The 15749-nt window shown below is 61.8% G+C and carries 20 protein-coding genes; 12 read left to right on the top strand and 8 right to left on the bottom strand.

The genetic code is table 11. The features are described from left to right. Positions 1-70 precede the first annotated feature (70 nt). Positions 71-844, bottom strand: coding sequence for a VOC family protein (locus IEV58_RS07665; protein ID WP_188409171.1), 774 nt, complete (start codon positions 842-844; stop codon positions 71-73). Between the two features lie 29 nt (positions 845-873). After that, positions 874-1608 (bottom strand): DUF899 domain-containing protein, encoded by a 735-nt coding sequence (locus IEV58_RS07660; protein WP_188409170.1) that lies wholly within the window; start codon positions 1606-1608, stop codon positions 874-876. Between the two features lie 63 nt (positions 1609-1671). On the opposite strand from IEV58_RS07660, the gene IEV58_RS07655 reads away from it, so the two are divergent. The 3 genes from IEV58_RS07655 (at position 1672) to IEV58_RS07645 (ending at position 4209) form a co-directional block, all read left to right on the top strand. Continuing rightward, on the top strand, positions 1672-2115 hold the full coding sequence (locus tag IEV58_RS07655) for a MarR family winged helix-turn-helix transcriptional regulator (RefSeq protein ID WP_229729415.1): 444 nt from the start codon (positions 1672-1674) through the stop codon (positions 2113-2115). Between the two features lie 87 nt (positions 2116-2202). Then, a complete protein-coding gene (locus IEV58_RS07650) occupies positions 2203-3183 on the top strand; it encodes a flagellar motor protein MotA (protein ID WP_188409168.1) in 981 nt (326 codons plus the stop codon). A 3-nt stretch (positions 3184-3186) separates the two neighbouring features. After that, the gene (locus IEV58_RS07645) at positions 3187-4209 is read left to right on the top strand and encodes a peptidoglycan -binding protein (protein ID WP_188409167.1); all 1023 of its coding nucleotides are present in this window, start codon (positions 3187-3189) and stop codon (positions 4207-4209) included. A 54-nt stretch (positions 4210-4263) separates the two neighbouring features. On the opposite strand, the gene IEV58_RS07640 is transcribed toward IEV58_RS07645, so the two are convergent. Continuing rightward, entirely contained in the window at positions 4264-4425 is a 162-nt protein-coding gene (locus IEV58_RS07640; protein WP_188409166.1) for a hypothetical protein, read from the bottom strand. Further along, a complete protein-coding gene (locus IEV58_RS07635) occupies positions 4425-6215 on the bottom strand; it encodes an ABC transporter transmembrane domain-containing protein (RefSeq protein ID WP_188409165.1) in 1791 nt (596 codons plus the stop codon). Before IEV58_RS07635 ends, IEV58_RS07640 begins: the two co-directional genes overlap by 1 nt. Before the next feature lie 158 nt (positions 6216-6373). On the opposite strand from IEV58_RS07635, the gene rpmE reads away from it, so the two are divergent. Beyond that, positions 6374-6598, top strand: coding sequence for a 50S ribosomal protein L31 (rpmE, locus tag IEV58_RS07630; RefSeq protein ID WP_188409164.1), 225 nt, complete (start codon positions 6374-6376; stop codon positions 6596-6598). A 128-nt stretch (positions 6599-6726) separates the two neighbouring features. Here the strand turns inward: rpmE and rcdA are convergent, their stop codons facing one another. Next, the gene (rcdA, locus tag IEV58_RS07625) at positions 6727-7251 is read right to left on the bottom strand and encodes a protease adaptor protein RcdA (protein ID WP_188409163.1); all 525 of its coding nucleotides are present in this window, start codon (positions 7249-7251) and stop codon (positions 6727-6729) included. Positions 7252-7573: 322 nt separating this feature from the next. Beyond that, on the bottom strand, positions 7574-7768 hold the full coding sequence (locus IEV58_RS07620) for a DUF1192 domain-containing protein (RefSeq protein ID WP_188409162.1): 195 nt from the start codon (positions 7766-7768) through the stop codon (positions 7574-7576). An 85-nt stretch (positions 7769-7853) separates the two neighbouring features. On the opposite strand from IEV58_RS07620, the gene IEV58_RS07615 reads away from it, so the two are divergent. From IEV58_RS07615 to IEV58_RS07595, 5 genes are all read left to right on the top strand, one after another. Then, entirely contained in the window at positions 7854-8846 is a 993-nt protein-coding gene (locus tag IEV58_RS07615; RefSeq protein ID WP_229729267.1) for an NAD(P)H-quinone oxidoreductase, read from the top strand. Between the two features lie 109 nt (positions 8847-8955). Then, positions 8956-9663, top strand: coding sequence for a DUF1013 domain-containing protein (locus tag IEV58_RS07610; RefSeq protein ID WP_188409161.1), 708 nt, complete (start codon positions 8956-8958; stop codon positions 9661-9663). Between the two features lie 91 nt (positions 9664-9754). Continuing rightward, positions 9755-10579 (top strand): hypothetical protein, encoded by an 825-nt coding sequence (locus tag IEV58_RS18375; RefSeq protein ID WP_503826555.1) that lies wholly within the window; start codon positions 9755-9757, stop codon positions 10577-10579. Next, on the top strand, positions 10580-10885 hold the full coding sequence (locus IEV58_RS18475) for a phosphatase PAP2 family protein (protein ID WP_188409159.1): 306 nt from the start codon (positions 10580-10582) through the stop codon (positions 10883-10885). Between the two features lie 208 nt (positions 10886-11093). After that, the gene (locus IEV58_RS07595; protein WP_188409158.1) at positions 11094-12311 is read left to right on the top strand and encodes an OpgC family protein; all 1218 of its coding nucleotides are present in this window, start codon (positions 11094-11096) and stop codon (positions 12309-12311) included. Positions 12312-12532: 221 nt separating this feature from the next. Here IEV58_RS07595 and IEV58_RS07590 read toward each other — a convergent pair whose 3' ends face one another. After that, complete coding sequence (locus tag IEV58_RS07590) at positions 12533-12715, bottom strand: YdcH family protein (RefSeq protein ID WP_188409157.1); 183 nt, start codon at positions 12713-12715, stop codon at positions 12533-12535. Positions 12716-12881: 166 nt separating this feature from the next. Between IEV58_RS07590 and IEV58_RS07585 the strand changes: the two genes are divergently transcribed. Continuing rightward, complete coding sequence (locus IEV58_RS07585) at positions 12882-13088, top strand: YdcH family protein (RefSeq protein ID WP_188409156.1); 207 nt, start codon at positions 12882-12884, stop codon at positions 13086-13088. 104 nt (positions 13089-13192) lie between these two features. Here the strand turns inward: IEV58_RS07585 and IEV58_RS07580 are convergent, their stop codons facing one another. Beyond that, positions 13193-13396 carry a cold-shock protein gene (locus IEV58_RS07580; protein ID WP_188409155.1) on the bottom strand — a complete coding sequence of 68 codons (204 nt, stop codon included), beginning with the start codon at positions 13394-13396 and terminating at the stop codon, positions 13193-13195. A 714-nt stretch (positions 13397-14110) separates the two neighbouring features. Between IEV58_RS07580 and purE the strand changes: the two genes are divergently transcribed. Continuing rightward, the gene (gene purE / locus IEV58_RS07575) at positions 14111-14608 is read left to right on the top strand and encodes a 5-(carboxyamino)imidazole ribonucleotide mutase (RefSeq protein ID WP_188409154.1); all 498 of its coding nucleotides are present in this window, start codon (positions 14111-14113) and stop codon (positions 14606-14608) included. A 5-nt stretch (positions 14609-14613) separates the two neighbouring features. Continuing rightward, positions 14614-15720: a 5-(carboxyamino)imidazole ribonucleotide synthase gene (locus tag IEV58_RS07570; RefSeq protein ID WP_268235570.1), complete on the top strand. Its 1107-nt coding sequence runs from the start codon at positions 14614-14616 to the stop codon at positions 15718-15720. The last annotated feature ends 29 nt before the right edge of the window (positions 15721-15749 follow it).

Genomic DNA, 15749 nt, shown 5'->3' with positions numbered 1-15749 from the left:
GATCAGGTTTCCTTCGGGAACAAAGTTCCGTCAGGAGCTTACGCGGGCCGGCGGATTCAGTTTCACATCCTTAACCGCGGGGGCCCACAACGGCGAAATCCGCACCTTGAGGATCGACACCGTGGAGGATGAAGCAGCCTCCGGGCACCGGATCAGGCCCCATGACAACGGTACCGCCCGCCTCCTCGATACGCGCCTTGGCAGCATCGATGTCGTCGACGTTGATATAGAAGAGCCAGAACGGCGCTGGAACCGCAGGCGGCTTCGTCATCATGCCGCCTGCTGGCTCTTCACCGCCGGTGGCGAAGATGCGGTAGATGCCCATCGGCCCGCAATCCATCTGATCGGTCTCGGTCCAGCCGAAGAGGCCGGAGTAAAAGTCGAACGCGCCCTTCTCATCGCCGGCAAACAGGCTGTGCCAGCTGACGTGCCCCGGCGCCCGCTGCGGCGCCGTTGACGTATTGGCGATCCCCTGCTTCGGGCAGAAAAGGATAAAGCCGGCGCCCTGATTGTCCGCCGCGACGGCGAAGCGGCCGATATTGGGAATATCGTCGGGTGCCCGGAGAATCGCGCCTCCCGCGGCTGTCACCTTCTCGGCGGCCTTGTCGACGTCCTCGACCTCTATGTAGCCGAGCCATCCGGGCCTGTCCCAGGCCTCGCACTGCTCCGGCGGCATGCCCATGAGACCGCCCATCTCGATACCTCCGGCGGAAAGAATGTTGTAGGACATCCCGGGAACGCCGGCATCGCGCATATCCCATCCGACAACCTTGCCGTAGAAGGCCTTCGCGGCCTCCGCATCGGAGGTGATCAGTTCATACCAGACGAATGAATTGGCAGGCATGGTGCTTCTCCTGTTCGTTAGGCGGAATGTCAGGAATGGCAGCAGGAGGCGGTTTCCCTGGCCACCTCATATTCATCGTGACGGCGCACCCAATCCATGATTGTGCCTTCGTTGCGGCCGAGCGGCGCACGATCGAGGATCATGAAGGTGCCGATCAGTTCCTCCGGACCCCGCGCATAGCTTGAATAGGTATGGAAGACGGTGCCGTCGGCATCGCAGTAGAAGGCGCTGAGACCCGGATTTTCCGGACCGACATGCGCCGCATCGGTCTCCCGATAGTTGTAGGTAACCTTGCCGCGGGCCAGGTCCTCCTCGGTGAAAGAGACCTGATAGTCATAGTTGAAGCGGTTGCCGATTGAGGAGGCCCAAGGGAACTTCCATCCCATGCGCATCCGGTAAGCTTCGATTTCCGACAACGGCGCGCGCGATATGGCGATCAGCGTCACATCATGCGCGTTGAGATGAGGCAGTGTACCGTCGAAATGATCGGCAAGGAACGAACAGCCGTCGCAGCCGGCATCCCAACCGGGCGCCAGCATGAAATGGTAGACCATGAGCTGGCTGCGGCCCGCGAAGAGCTCGCTCAATCGTTTCGGTCCGTCAGCCGTGTCGAAGAGATAATCCTCCTCAACCTTTACCCAAGGCAGCGCAAGACGTTCCGCGTTGATGGCGTCGCGCAGGCGCACCGCCTCCTTTTCTCTGGCCAGCAGCACCCGGCGGGCCTTTAGCCATTCCTCACGACCAACAACCTGATGGTTCGGCATTTTTCCTCCTCCACCCTGCCTCGGGCTCTTGATTTTTTACGTTGATATCAACATTATTAGATGATGTCAAAGTCAGAGCTTTCTTTCGAGACTACCATCCGTGTGCGCGACCACTGTCTGTGCCTGCACATGCAGCGGGCAGCACGGGCATTGGCACGCCGGTTCGACATGGCGCTCAAGCCATTCGATCTCACCAACGGCCAGTTTTCATTGCTGATGTCGCTGAACCGCCCCGAGCCTCCCCCCATGGCACCTGTGGCAAACCTTCTGGCCATGGATCGAACCACCCTCACCGCCATGCTGAAGCCGCTGGAGCGGCGCGAGCTGGTCGAAGTGATTACCGCTCCGCGCGACAGACGGAGCCGGCTGCTGAAGCTGACCGAGGCGGGACGCGCGCTCCTGGCGGCGGCCGTGCCGGTTTGGGAGGAAACTCACGCCGAGATCGAAGGGGCCTTGTCGGGCACTGATCCCGACCGCTTGCGCTGCGACCTGCGACTGATTGCATGAGAAATCGCCTCGGGGCAGTTCCGTTCGTCCCCCAGCATGAGTAAGGTTGCCAAAATCTTTGCTCATCTCCGGGATGAACCGCCGACCATGGCCGTGACTGACCTTGAACCGCATCGCCTGTCGTCGCCCCGCATCTTCCTCGTGCGGATGGCGCTCTTCCTGGCCTTGGCCATCTTGATCGCCATCGTACTCTACGAGCAGATCATCAATGCCTTCATGGCAAATCCCGGCCTCAACGGACTGATCTTCGGCGTGCTTGGCGTCGGCATCGCCCTGGCGTTCCGGCAAGTCACCCGGTTGTTGCCCGAGGTGCGCTGGGTCAACAGCTACAGGGTTGCCGAGCCGGGAATTGCCTTGCGCGATTCGCCGGTCATGCTGGCTCCCATGGCCTCCCTCCTCGGCAACAACCGCATGGGCCCCGCCAGCGTCTCCACCGTGACCCTGCGTTCGATTCTTGATTCGGTCGGCACACGCCTCGACGAATCCAGAGACATGAACCGCTATCTCACCGGCCTCCTTGTCTTCCTCGGCCTTCTCGGCACCTTCTGGGGCCTTCTGGAAACCGTCGGCTCCATCAGCCAGGTCATCGGTTCCCTCGGCGGCGAGGGCGACAGCGCCGTGATCTTCGAGGATCTGAAACAAGGTCTCGCCGCCCCGCTCAGCGGCATGGGCATTGCCTTTTCTTCGTCTCTGTTCGGTCTTGCCGGATCGCTGGTGCTGGGTTTCCTCGACCTTCAGGCGAGCCAGGCCCAGAACCGCTTTTACAACGAGCTTGAGGACTGGCTGTCGACGACAGTAACCAATGTCTCCGACCCGGCCCTGGGCGAGGGCTCGGCCGGAGCCAGCCTCACGGCGGCGATCGAGCGCATGCAGCGCGCCATTTCCGAGGGCAGCGGCACCAAGGCCAACCAGGCCATGGCCCAGCTGGCCGAAGGTATTCAAGGTCTCGTCCATCACATGCGCAGCGAGCAGCAGATGATCCGTGACTGGGTGGAGGCGCAGGCCGAGGACCAGAAGGAAGTCAGACGCCTGCTGGCCAAGATCGCCAGCAACAAGATCGAAAGCTGATCCATGGCGACGCGTGCGCGGCGGCGGGAACGCGGCATCGACTACTGGCCAGGCTTCGTCGACGCCCTCTCCACCCTGCTGCTGGTCTTCACCTTCCTGCTCACGGTCTTCGTGGTGGCGCAGTTCTTTCTGTCCCGCGAACTCAGCGGGCGGGACACGGCGCTGGAAAGGTTGAACTCGCAGATCGCCGAACTCACGGAAATTCTGTCCCTTGAACGTTCGGCCAAGCGTTCGCTGGAAGATCAGCTCTCGGCGCTCGCGGCCAGCCTCTCCTCTGCCGAGAGCGAGCGCGACCGCTTGCACGGCCTTCTCGAGAATGAGCGTGGCAGCGCGGCAACCTCCGGCGCCCGTGCCAGCGAGCTTCAGGGTCAGCTTGAAGCCGAACAACAGCTGACCGCCCGCGCCCGCTCGCAGATTGACATCCTCAATCAGCAGATCGCCGCGCTTCGCCGTCAGCTCGGTGCCATCGAAGAGGCCCTGCAGGCCTCCGAAGCACGCGAGAAGGAAAGCCAGGCAAAGGTCGCGGATCTTGGCTCCCGGCTCAATCTTGCCCTCGCCCAGCGGGTGCAGGAACTGTCCCGCTACCGCTCCGACTTCTTCGGCCGCCTGCGCCAGATCCTCGCCGACCGACCTGATATCCGCGTCGTCGGCGATCGCTTCGTGTTCCAGTCCGAAGTTCTGTTCGACACCGGTTCCGCGGATCTGAATCCTGCCGGCAACACGGAACTCGACAAGCTGGCAGAGGCCTTGCTGCAGCTGGAAAAGGAAATCCCCGAGGACATCAATTGGGTCCTGCGGGTGGACGGACACACCGATTCCCGTCCCATCCGCGGCGCGTTCCCATCGAACTGGGCGCTGTCATCCGCCCGCGCCATCGCGGTGGTGCAATATCTGATCTCAAAAGGGGTGCCGCCCCAGCATCTGGTGGCGGCTGGCTTCGGCGAATTCCAGCCGCTCGACACCGCCGAGAACGATGAAGCCTATCGCCGCAACCGCCGCATCGAATTGAAGCTGACGGAGCGGTGAGGCACGGCAGACGCCAGATGCGTCATGCTAGGCCTTGTGCCTAGATCCACGCCTTCAGCAGCGGCCGCGACGGAAAAGGAATTCGTGGATGCTCGCCACAAGGGCGAGCATGACGCCCGAACCGGCCCGCGCCATCCACTCCATCATCCCAAAGCTTGGTCTTGCCATGACGATGGCAATGCCGTGCCACAGCGTGACGCGGAGCAGTGCCTTCATCAAGCCACCACGACGCCAGACTGCGGTCCATCCTCGAACTGCAGCTTGGCCAGTCGCGCATAAAGCCCGCCGCGCGCGACGAGCTCGGCATGGGTACCCTCTTCCACGATGCGGCCGCCATCAAGCACCACGATGCGATCGGCCTTGAGAACGGTCGCCAGCCGATGCGCGATCACCACGGTGGTCCGTCCCGCCATCAGCCGTTCCAGGGCCTGCTGGACGAGCGTTTCGCTCTCCGCATCGAGCGCCGAAGTCGCCTCATCCAGAAGAAGCACCGGCGCATCGCGCAGGATCGCGCGAGCGATGGCGATCCGCTGGCGCTGCCCGCCCGAAAGGTTCACGCCTCGTTCGCCGATCATGGTGTCATAGCCATCTGGCAGAGCGGAGAGGAAACCATCGGCGGCGGCATCGCGCGCAGCCGCTTCAACCGCGGCATCGCTGGCATCGGGCCGGCCGAACCGGATGTTTTCGCGGGCGGACATGGCGAAGACCACCGGCTCCTGCGGCACGAAGGCCATCCGGGACCGCAGCTCGGAAGGATCGGCTTCGCTGATGGCGATGCCATCGAGACTGACGGTGCCGACAGCAGGATCATATTGACGCAGGATGAGATGGACGATGGTGCTCTTGCCGGCACCTGATGGCCCTACCAGGGCCACGGTTTCTCCCGGGCGAATGCTGAAGCTCACATCGTGGAGCACCGGCATGTCGGGCCTGCCGGGATAGGAAAAGCTCACGCTGTCAAAGGCAAGTGCGCCGCGAGCCGGCTGCGGCAGGGCCTTCGGTTGGGCCGGCGCGCGTATCTCCGGCTCGGTGGCCAGAAGTTCCCCGAGCCGTTCGGCGGCGCCGGCCGCCTGCGCCACCTCGCCAGACACCTGGCTGAGCTCGCCCAGCGCGCCGCCGGCAAAGACCGCATAAAGAACGAACTGACCCAGCGTGCCTGCGGTCATGCGGCCGGCCATGACATCGCTGGCGCCATACCAGAGCACACCGACGATGCTGGCGAAGATCAGGAAGATCGCGACGGCCGTCAGCACCGCGCGTACGGCGACGACATCGCGGGAGGCTTCATAGGAGCGTTCGGCAGCCAGACCGAAGCTGTCGGAGAGCCTGCTTTGCGCTCCGAACGCCTGCACGAGGCGCATGGCGCCGATGGCCTCCGACGCGAAGGCGGAGGCCTCCGCGAGCTTGTCCTGCGCGGCGCGGCCCCGCTGGCGCACACGGCGGCCAAAGCCCACCAGGGGCAGCACGATGACTGGAATGGCAATGAGCACCAGTGCGGAAAGGCGTGGGCTCGTCACCACCATCATGGTGGCGGCGCCCGCGAAGAGGAAGAGATTGCGCAACGCGACGGAGGCGGAGGCGCCGAAGGCCGCCTTGATCTGGGTGGTGTCGGCGGACAGGCGCGAGACGATCTCGCCGGAAAGCGTGCGATCGTAAAAGGAAGGCGAAAGCTCGGCCAGGTGCCGGAACACCGCCGCCCGCACATCGGCCACGACCCGCTCGCCCAATGTGGTCACGAGGTAGTAGCGCGCGGCGCTGGCAAGGGAGAGCACGGCCACCACGGCCATCATGGACAGGAAATAGCGGTCCACCACCCACGGCTCGGCGTTGGAAAAACCGAAATCGATGATGCGGCGGATCGCGATGGGCACCACGAGCGTCGCGCCGGCGGCAGCAAGGAGCGCGAGCACGGAGAGCGCGATGCGCCCCTTATAAGCCAAGGCATAGGGCGCGAGCCGCCCGAGCGGGCGCAGGCTGCGCCGCGGTGGGGAAGAAGCGTCCGTCATTCTCGTCCATACCGGCTGTCGATCACGGGGCCGGACAATGACGGCCAAGCCCGGCGAGGGCAACGCTTGTGCCCGGCCCTCGCCTGCGCTATAGGCACGCAGCTTTCCAATCCATCGATATGAAGTCCGCCGGCGCCTGGCGGCGACGGAGCAAGGCCATGAAGAACGACATTCATCCCGACTACCACTTCATCAAGGTGCTGATGACCGACGGCACCGAGTATCAGACGCGCTCGACGTACGGCAAAGAGGGCGACACCCTGCAGCTCGACATCGATTCAAAGGTGCATCCGGCCTGGACCGGCGGCGAGCAGAAGCTGCTTGATCGCGGCGGCCGCCTGTCGCGCTTCAACAAGAAGTTCGAAGGCTTCGGCTTCAAGTAAGCCGCCGACATCTGAAATAAGAAAGCCCCGGATCGACCGGGGCTTTTTTGTGCCGTTTTTATCGCGGCAGCAGTCCATCAGGCACAGGCCCGCGCCCCCAGTTGGCGCGCACCGGCCCCGACCTCCTGTCAGATGCCAAAAGCGGTTTTGATGAGCGAAAGCTGGTCCTGCACGGGGCTGATCGGAGCGTCCGCGGCAAGATCCAGCCGGGATTGCTTTTCCAGATAGACGATGCGGGCATGCAGGCGCTCGACCCGCTCGATGAGGTCGCGGAGCCGTTCGGGAAGCTGGGCATAGACCTCGGCCGAAGTGGGGCGAACCGGCTTGGCAAGCTTTACCTTGGCGCGCTCTTCCTGCGCCTGCTCCAGCGTCATCTCGCCTTCGTTGGTCGCGCGCTGGATCAGAAGCCAGGAGGCCAGCTGCATGAGCCGCGTCGTCAGCCGCATGCTTTCGGTGGCATAGGCGAGCGCCACGGTTCGCTCCAGAACCCGCGACTCCGTACGGCCGTCGCCATCGAGGTACGAGGCCGTTTCTTCCACAAGCCCCATGCCTTCGCGGAACAGCACCTTGAAAGCGTCCGATGACAGGAGCCGCGCCCCGAAGGCAACGGCAACCGTCGAGGGCTCATCGAGAAGATCGGACGAAGCAGACATGAACAGCCTTTCAGAACACACCAGTTTCTCAACGCCCTCGCGGCTGGACTGCAGGCGAGGTCGTGCTCTTGCGGGTCTGATTGTGGCGCACAATGGCGCGGCTGCAAGCAATTCGTGAATAGAAGGTTAAAACCCACAGCCTGTGCACCGGCCGCTGCCGTTGCGGCACAAAAAAAGAGCCGCTCAAAATCGCGGCTCCAAAGTCTGTGATGACAGGGAGGCGTCAAACAGAGTGGGACAGAACCACTCAGACAAAGTCCAGAAACACTGGATGGACCAAGTCATAAAATAGAAACCTTAACTTCAGGTTAACGCAAAACGATCATTTGCGCGAAAACACCGCCTCTGCTTGCAGCTTGTGACCTGACTTGGCATCGATGTCTTTGCGTATACGCTCGATCTCACCTTCCAGTATACGGATACGTTGATGCAGCTCATCAACGGAAAGTAATGACAGATCCTGACCGATGCGGATCGCGTCCTGCGGGACGCGCGGCTCGTTATCGTCTGCGAACATGAAATGCCTCCTCCACTCGCGCCGTGTTTCCGGGAACCGGAAGTGCTACACAGCATAGCATTTGACGCTTCAGGGAGGAAAAACCATGCCCGCCATGATGCGCGCCATCGCCATTGCCAGCCCCGGCGGCCCGGAGGCATTGGTCCTGGAGGAGCGCCCTGTCCCCGCCCCGGCTCCCGGAGAAATCCTGGTGCGCGTGGCCGCGGCAGGCGTGAACCGGCTAGATATCCTGCAGCGCAAGGGAAACTACCCCGTGCCACCTGGAGCGTCGGATCTTCCCGGATTGGAAGTCGCCGGCACGGTGGCCGAGACCGGCCCGGGCGTGTCCCGCTGGCAGGTAGGCGATCAGGTCGCGGTGCTGATGGCCGGTGGCGGTTATGCGCAATATGCGACGGTGGCCGAAAGCTGCGCCCTGCCGGTGCCTGAGGGGCTCTCGATGGTTGAGGCGGCCGCCCTGCCCGAAGCCACCTTCACGGTCTGGAACAACGTCTTCGAGCGCGGGGCGCTCCGCGAGGGTGAGACCTTCCTCGTGCATGGCGGCACCAGCGGCATCGGCATGACCGCAATTCAGATCGCGAAGGCGCGTGGCGCCCGCGTCATCGCCACAGCAGGATCGGAGGAAAAACTCGCCGCCTGCCTCGGCTGGGGGGCGGACCATGCCGTCAACTACCGCACGGCTGATTTCGTGGCCGAAGTCATGGCGGCAACGGAGGGCAAGGGCGCTGACGTCATCCTGGACATGGTGGGAGGCGATTACACCGGGCGCAATCTGGAGGCCGCCGCCGAGGAGGGGCGCATCGTTCAGATCGCCTTTCTCAAAGGCTCGCGCGTGACGGCCGACCTCAGGCTTCTGATGACCAAGCGGCTCATACTGACGGGCTCCACCCTGCGCGCCCGCTCCATCGCCTTCAAGGCGAAGCTCGCAGAGGCCGTGGAGCGCGAGGTCTGGCCCCTCATCGCCTCAGGCCGCCTCAAGCCCGCCGTTCACGCCACCCTTCCCCTGGAGCAGGCGCGGGAGGCCCACGAACTGATGGAAACCAGTTCCCACATGGGAAAGATCATTCTGAAAGTCGATTAATCTCATTTGCGTCGAGGGGCCGGCGCGTTATATGTAGCCCATTCCCGTCATCGCTGGATGAGGAAAGCTTCGCCCGAAGGCGGGCGGAGCTGCAGAGGAGATTTTGCCCATGTCGAACGCGCCCCTGATGCCGAAAGCCACAGCTGTCTGGCTCGTCGACAGCACCTCGCTCACCTTTTCGCAGATCGCAGATTTTTGCCATCTGCACGAGCTTGAGGTGAAGGCCATTGCCGATGGCGACGCCGCGCAGGGCATTCGCGGCATTGATCCCGTTACCATGGGCCAGCTCAGCCGCGAGGAGATCGAGCGCGGCGAGAAGGACCCGGCCTATCGCCTGAAGCTTCAGGAATCCAAGGTGCGCCTACCGGAAGTCAAGAAGCGAAAGGGTCCGCGCTACACTCCGGTCTCGCGCCGCCAGGACCGTCCCAACGCCATCCTGTGGCTCGTGCGCAACCATCCTGAACTGAAGGACTCGCAGATCATCCGCCTCGTCGGCACCACCAAGACGACCATTGAGGCCATCCGCGAGCGCACCCACTGGAATTCCGCCAACCTGACCCCCATGGATCCGGTGACGCTTGGCCTCTGCTCGCAGATCGACCTCGATTTCGAAGTGGCGCGCTCGGCAAAGGACCGCCCGCAGGTGGAGGAAGCCGAGAGCAACCAGACGCTTCTTCCCGCCGAAACGACCACCGGTGCCGTTCCGGAACCGCAGGAAGACACCCGTGATCTGCGCCAGCAGGCCGACGACATCGACGTCAATTCCGTCTTTGCAAAGCTGAAGCAGCTGAAGCGCGACGAAGACGACGAAGACTGATCGGACGCGGCGTCGAGACGCCGTTTTCCGCACCGCGGTTAAGCGAACATCAGCCCTTTCCGGCTAGAACCACGCCGGAGAGGGCTTTTTCGTGACAACAGCAATCGCTTCTAGGATCAGGCTGCCGAAGTGGCACCTACATCTGGCGCGGATGACCGCCGCCACCATCGCTGGACAAGCGCCGACGCTCACCTATATCGCCCTCTACACGATGGTAGGACATGTCCTGCTGCAATCGACAGACCGGGTCAAACCACACGACTTCCAAAACCTGGCGACGATCTTCCTTTCGACCTCGATGCCGGTCCTTTTTTTCGCCATCGTCGTCGCACGCTTCCTGCATGTCGGCTTCCATCAGCGGGCGAAACATCCAATCATCGCTCTCCCCGTCGACATCTTCCGCTTCCTGACCTCTCCACCCCGGCTGATCCTCGGGATGCCGCTGGTGATCTCGCTCTGTCTCTTTGTGCGCGTCTTTACCGACATCAAGTACAACATCCCAACTCTCGCACCCTATTCCTGGGACGAGACCTTCATGAACCTCGACCAGTGGTTGCACTTTGGCTACCACCCGCATGAACTGCTGCAGCCGGTGCTTGGACATCCGCTGATCACGCTGGCCCTCGACATCGTCTACCAGCTCTGGTTCATGATCATGTGGATGTTCTGGGTGGTGTTGGCTTTCGCATTGCGTCCCTCGGTCATCCGCACGCAATTCTTTGCGGTCTTCGTCCTGATTTGGTCGCTGGGTGGAAGCCTGGCGGCCATTGGCTTCTCGTCCGTCGGCCCCTGCTTCTATGGGCCTTTGGGACTTGCGCCGAACCCCTACGCGCCGCTGATGGACTATCTCCACCAAGTGAACGGAAACTACCACCTCTTCTCGGTCCAGGCTCAGCATCTCCTGTGGCAGGCCTAGATGGGCGAACAGAACATCGTCGCCGGTATCTCCGCCATGCCAAGCCTGCACAACGCGACCTCCCTGCTCTTTGCACTGACGGCCTGGCGCATGGATAAACGCCTAGGCGCGGCCATGTACGTTGTCTCGGCCGTCATGTTCCTCGGATCGGTACATCTCGGCTGGCACTATGCCGTCGACGCATATCTTGGCTGGGCTATGACGGGACTGGCGTGGTGGATCAGCGGCTGCTACGCACGGGTTTGGTCGAGGACCTCATGGAATCGCAAGCTCGACGAAACATGCACAGATTTTTCGAAGAATTAAGCCTGACTTAGATTCGACAATCATGCTGAGTCACGAGAACGCCACAAACAGAACAAGATTTCGTCAGATCGAGAAAAAATTCTGACAATAAAGTCCGTTTGATGTGGCCATCCCTCCCTCGACATCCTAGACCTCATCTGTGAGGTGGAACCTTAGAGCGAGTCGGATGTTGTCCAATCGCTTGATAGATCAACGGATAGGCTTTGCAATGCGCGGGAATGTTGGAAATCGGGACGTCCGCATTGATTTTTTTCGCGGGCTGGCCCTTCTCAGCATTTTCATCAACCACATCCCCGGGAACCTCTACGACCGGTTCACGCACCGCAACTTCGGGTTCTCGGACGCGGCAGAGCTGTTCGTGTTCCTGGCAGGATTCGTGGCCGCCCTCGCCTATTTTCCGAAATTCCTTGAAGGCCGGGTTCTGGCGCAAAGCTACAAATCCATGAGGCGCTCGGGCCAGCTTTACCTCGCCCATATCGCCTCGATCGTTGCCGCCATCGCGCTTTTCGCCTTCGCCGCCAAGCTCTATGGCGACGCCTCGATCGCGGGCAAGATCAACATCGCGCCCATCCTGGAAGACCCGGCCAACACCATCCTGGGCCTTGCGACGCTGGGTCACCAGCTCGGTTACTTCAACATCCTGCCGATGTACATCGTGCTGCTGGCCATGCTGCCCGTCATCATGATGCTCGCCCGGATCGACCTGCGGCTGGCGCTCGGCGCATCTTTCGCACTGTATCTGGCGACGCACCTCTTTGGGCTGAACCTGCCGCAATACCCCTTGGGCGGCGGCTGGTTCTTTAATCCGCTGGCCTGGCAGTTCCTCTTCACCATCGGCTTCACCGCCGGCGCCCTCACCCGCTCGGGGCACGGCGTGCCCTATCACCCGGTCGTCTTTTACGCCGCCGTTGGCTTCCTCACCGTCGCCTTCGTCTGGGCCATCACGGGCTTCTGGGTTGATAACGCCAACATCCCAAACCCGATCACACTGTTCGGCTTCGACAAGACCAACGAGTCGCTGATGCGGCTCCTCCATGTGCTGGCGCTGGTCTATGTCTTCGTGCACTCGCCGGTCGGCGAATGGTGCAAGCAGATCCGCTACGATCACCCCATCGCATTGGTGGGGCGCCATTCACTTCCGATCTTCTGCACCGCCTCGCTTCTGTCCATGGCAAGCATGATCCTGCGCGAGGAACAGGGAGGCAGCTTCGGCCTCGATACGGTGCTGATCTCCATTGGTGTTGCGATCCAGCTGGGCCTCGCACAGGTCATGGAATGGAATCGCACTGCCACGGTGCCGAAGCCGTCCACGGTCCCGCAGACGAAGCCTGCGAAAGCACTGCCGGACCATGCCCGCGCAAGCCTGAAGAGCGGAAAGTCTACCGCTCCGGCATCCTTGGCTGCCGTTCCGATACGCGCCCGCTGATCACCGATCTCCTGCACAAAAAACCGCGCCATGGTCTCATGGCGCGGTCATCCATTCGTCAACACTGAACCAATGGGCCACACCCCTACGGCCTGACCTCTTGTCTCGGCAACGCCTGCGGAGGCCGGTAACGGCGCAAGGCCGCTGTTCGATGGCAGCTCAAACGCAGAACTCGAAATGCGACCGGCCTAAGAGATCATCCAGTCAAAGCCGCCCTGGGGTCAGTGCAGGGTCTCGGGGCTGCTCCCTAGCCGGGTTATTTCATCCTTGATGTGCAGCTTGCGGCGCTTCAGTTCGACGACCCGCATGTCGTTGGCATTGGCATGCCTGAGTTCATTTTCGATTTCCTGCTTAAGCGCCAGATGCTTCCGTTTCAGCTCCGCAAGATGCGATTCAATTGACATGGTCGCTCCTTTAAGTTGCTACGGTTACCGCGACAGTCTGGCACGCTTTGGCGGCTCGTGTCGAACCTCTTTGAATGCTGGTTAGGAGGCCTTGAAGAGCTCGGGAATAATGCGATACTTCCCGCGCCTTTCGAACGGCAAATGTGGCGTAAAAGCGGTCAAATCCATGGGCGAAGAAGAACGCAATGAAGTATGCGCGGAACTGGCTCGTCTGCGTCAGGAACACGGCGATCTCGACAGCGCCATCGAGGCCCTCGGCCGCCTGGCTGTGGCTGACCGCCTGCAGATCCAGCGGCTGAAGAAGCGCAAGCTATGGTTGAAGGACCGCATTTCCTATCTGGAAGACCAGCTCACCCCTGATATCATCGCCTGACGCAGCATCGACCGCCGCAGAAGGTGACGTCAACCTGACCTGGCGCCCAAGAAAAAAGGCCCGGTGGAGACCGAGCCTTCGTTCATGCGACTGAGGCATGGAGTTCAAACGGTGCGGAGCTGTCCGGCAGCCATTTTGCCGCGGCTCTCGACCAGCTCGAAGCTGACTTTCTGGCCTTCTGCGAGGCTATAGATACCAGCAGCCTCGAGAGCGGTCGCGTGGACGAACACGTCCTTGCCGCCATCGTCAGGCTGAATGAATCCATAACCCTTCTGGGCGTTGTAGAACTTAACGGTACCTTCGGCCATGATGGCCTCCATGCATGACAGTGCGTAATGCGTCCGGCCTCGTGGGCGCGTCCGGGTGGCAATCGGAGTTGTGGGGATTGACTGAAAGGCGCGACCCGAAACGAGAGGCGATTATAGTCAAGACAGGCCGCAACCCTGATCGTCTCCCAAGAAGACGCAATTTCGCGCCCGCCGTCAAGCGGGATCGTCACAATCCGTCTTAAATGAAGGTTTTAAGTCGCGTCAGTGAACGTTCCAGCGATCAATTAAATCGCCGGAAAGCATCCCTCATCCCAAACTTCTAGAGTATCTGGGAGCTAAGCCGCGCGCCTGGACCAAATATGTCGCACTAAAAACAAAATCAGACAAATTCAATACAGGATAATCAAGGCTCAACTCACAAGGATGCACTCGATCAAGACTTAGATTTCGCACCCGACAACAAGATAACTGTGATCCAGGTTACCCGTTGATTTTTTCCGTCCGTCAGGACGATCTTCCCATTTTGCGGTATAATACTTGCACCCTCACAACCATCCCGTTGGTCCATCTGGACTACCGAAGCGCGCTCTTCCTCTCCCTACTTTGCCGACAACATCAATGTTCCCTGTTCGTGAACAAAGAACTTCGATATCTTGATCGCGACGCCATCGATAGAGCGCCCCTCCCCTTGCATGGTCGCAGCGGATTCCTATAATCCGCCGCCTCTTGTATCCCCCACCACGGAGAGCACAAATGAGCGAACCGGCCCGCCCGGTCGCGATCGTCATGGGAAGCCAATCCGATTGGCCCACCCTGCGCCACGCCGCTGAAACGCTTGACGCGCTCGGCGTGGGTTATGACGCGCGCATCGTTTCGGCTCATCGCACGCCGGATCGCCTTTATGCCTTCGCCAAGGGTGCTAAGTCCGAAGGCTTCCAGGTGGTGGTCGCCGGTGCCGGCGGCGCGGCGCATCTTCCCGGGATGGTCGCGGCTCTCACCGAGCTGCCCGTCCTCGGCGTTCCGGTGGAGAGCAAGGCGCTTTCGGGGGTCGACAGCCTTTACTCCATCGTTCAGATGCCCGCGGGCATCCCAGTCGGCACGCTTGCCATCGGCAAGGCCGGTGCCGTCAATGCCGCCCTCCTCGCGGCCGCCATGCTTGCCAATCATGATCCGGCTCTGGCCAAGCGCCTTGCCGACTGGCGAGCAAAGCAGACGGGCGCGGTTGCCGAACGTCCGTCCGACGGGGCATGAGGCCAGTGACAGCTTCCCCAAAGCGCCTCTCGCCCGGCGCCACCATCGGCATTCTCGGCGGCGGCCAGCTCGGACGCATGCTGGCACTTGCCGCTGCCCGGCTGGGCTTCAGGACGCACATCTACTGCCCTGATGTGAAAAGCCCTGCCTTCGATGTGACCCGGGACTTCACCATCGCCCCCTATGAGGATGAATCGGCGCTGATGCTGTTCGCCGACAGCGTCGACGTTGTGACCTATGAGTTCGAGAATGTGCCGGCGCGGACCGCCGCCATCGTCGCTCGTCAAAAGCCGCTTTATCCCGATGCCAAGGCACTTGAGACGACACAGGATCGTCTGACGGAAAAAAGCTGGATCAACGGACTTGGCATCCCGACCGCGCGTTTTGCGCCTGTGAACGACCGCGCCAGCCTCGCAAAGGCGGTGGGCCATGTCGGTCGCCCCGCCGTGTTGAAGACCCGCCGCTTCGGGTACGACGGCAAGGGCCAGATCATGCTGCGCGAAGGGCTGGACCTCGATGCCGCCTGGGGGCTCATCGGTCGGCAGCCCTCGATCCTGGAAGCCTTTGTCCCATTCGAGCGCGAAGTCTCAGTGGTGGCGGCGCGCGGCCTCGACGGCTCCTTCGCCGCCTGGGATGTGGCCGAGAACCATCACGAGAATCACATTCTCAAAACCACCAGCATACCGGCGAGGATCTCCCCTGACGCCAGCGCCTCCGCGGTGGACTGCGCGCGCCGCATCGCCGAATCGCTCTCCTACGTCGGCGTCCTCGCGGTCGAGATGTTCGTCACGCGGAACAGCCAGGGCACGGAGGAGATTCTCGTCAATGAGATCGCACCTCGTGTTCACAATTCCGGCCACTGGACGCAGGATGGTGCGGTCACCTGCCAGTTTGAACAGCACATCCGGGCCATCGCGGGCTGGCCGCTCGGCGGCACCGCTCGCCGCGGCCGCACCGAGATGACCAACCTCATTGGGGATGAGGTGCTGGATCTTGACCGCTGGCTGGAGGACCCGAGAGCCTCACTCCATCTTTATGGAAAGACGGAGGTGCGCGCCGGACGCAAAATGGGCCACATCACCCGCGTTTTGCCCGAGGAAGACGCCGGATGACGGTGGACATAGGCCGGATGGCCTGCTAT

Origin of the sequence: Agaricicola taiwanensis (assembly GCF_014635245.1) — a bacterium.
In the GTDB taxonomy this organism is placed as follows: Bacteria; Pseudomonadota; Alphaproteobacteria; order Rhizobiales; family Methylopilaceae; genus Agaricicola; species Agaricicola taiwanensis.
The sequence above is the reverse complement of the archived record's forward strand: the minus strand, read 5'-3'. Positions and strand labels throughout refer to the sequence as shown.

Coding starts and splice junctions, on each gene's coding strand:
- IEV58_RS07665 (WP_188409171.1), bottom strand. CDS start 844: ATGCCTGCCAATTCATTCGTCTGGTATGAACTGATCACCTCCGATGCG.
- IEV58_RS07660 (WP_188409170.1), bottom strand. CDS start 1,608: ATGCCGAACCATCAGGTTGTTGGTCGTGAGGAATGGCTAAAGGCCCGC.
- IEV58_RS07655 (WP_229729415.1), top strand. CDS start 1,672: ATGTCAAAGTCAGAGCTTTCTTTCGAGACTACCATCCGTGTGCGCGAC.
- IEV58_RS07650 (WP_188409168.1), top strand. CDS start 2,203: ATGGCCGTGACTGACCTTGAACCGCATCGCCTGTCGTCGCCCCGCATC.
- IEV58_RS07645 (WP_188409167.1), top strand. CDS start 3,187: ATGGCGACGCGTGCGCGGCGGCGGGAACGCGGCATCGACTACTGGCCA.
- IEV58_RS07640 (WP_188409166.1), bottom strand. CDS start 4,425: ATGAAGGCACTGCTCCGCGTCACGCTGTGGCACGGCATTGCCATCGTC.
- IEV58_RS07635 (WP_188409165.1), bottom strand. CDS start 6,215: ATGACGGACGCTTCTTCCCCACCGCGGCGCAGCCTGCGCCCGCTCGGG.
- rpmE (WP_188409164.1), top strand. CDS start 6,374: ATGAAGAACGACATTCATCCCGACTACCACTTCATCAAGGTGCTGATG.
- rcdA (WP_188409163.1), bottom strand. CDS start 7,251: ATGTCTGCTTCGTCCGATCTTCTCGATGAGCCCTCGACGGTTGCCGTT.
- IEV58_RS07620 (WP_188409162.1), bottom strand. CDS start 7,768: ATGTTCGCAGACGATAACGAGCCGCGCGTCCCGCAGGACGCGATCCGC.
- IEV58_RS07615 (WP_229729267.1), top strand. CDS start 7,854: ATGCCCGCCATGATGCGCGCCATCGCCATTGCCAGCCCCGGCGGCCCG.
- IEV58_RS07610 (WP_188409161.1), top strand. CDS start 8,956: ATGTCGAACGCGCCCCTGATGCCGAAAGCCACAGCTGTCTGGCTCGTC.
- IEV58_RS18475 (WP_188409159.1), top strand. CDS start 10,580: ATGGGCGAACAGAACATCGTCGCCGGTATCTCCGCCATGCCAAGCCTG.
- IEV58_RS07595 (WP_188409158.1), top strand. CDS start 11,094: ATGCGCGGGAATGTTGGAAATCGGGACGTCCGCATTGATTTTTTTCGC.
- IEV58_RS07590 (WP_188409157.1), bottom strand. CDS start 12,715: ATGTCAATTGAATCGCATCTTGCGGAGCTGAAACGGAAGCATCTGGCG.
- IEV58_RS07585 (WP_188409156.1), top strand. CDS start 12,882: ATGGGCGAAGAAGAACGCAATGAAGTATGCGCGGAACTGGCTCGTCTG.
- IEV58_RS07580 (WP_188409155.1), bottom strand. CDS start 13,396: ATGGCCGAAGGTACCGTTAAGTTCTACAACGCCCAGAAGGGTTATGGA.
- purE (WP_188409154.1), top strand. CDS start 14,111: ATGAGCGAACCGGCCCGCCCGGTCGCGATCGTCATGGGAAGCCAATCC.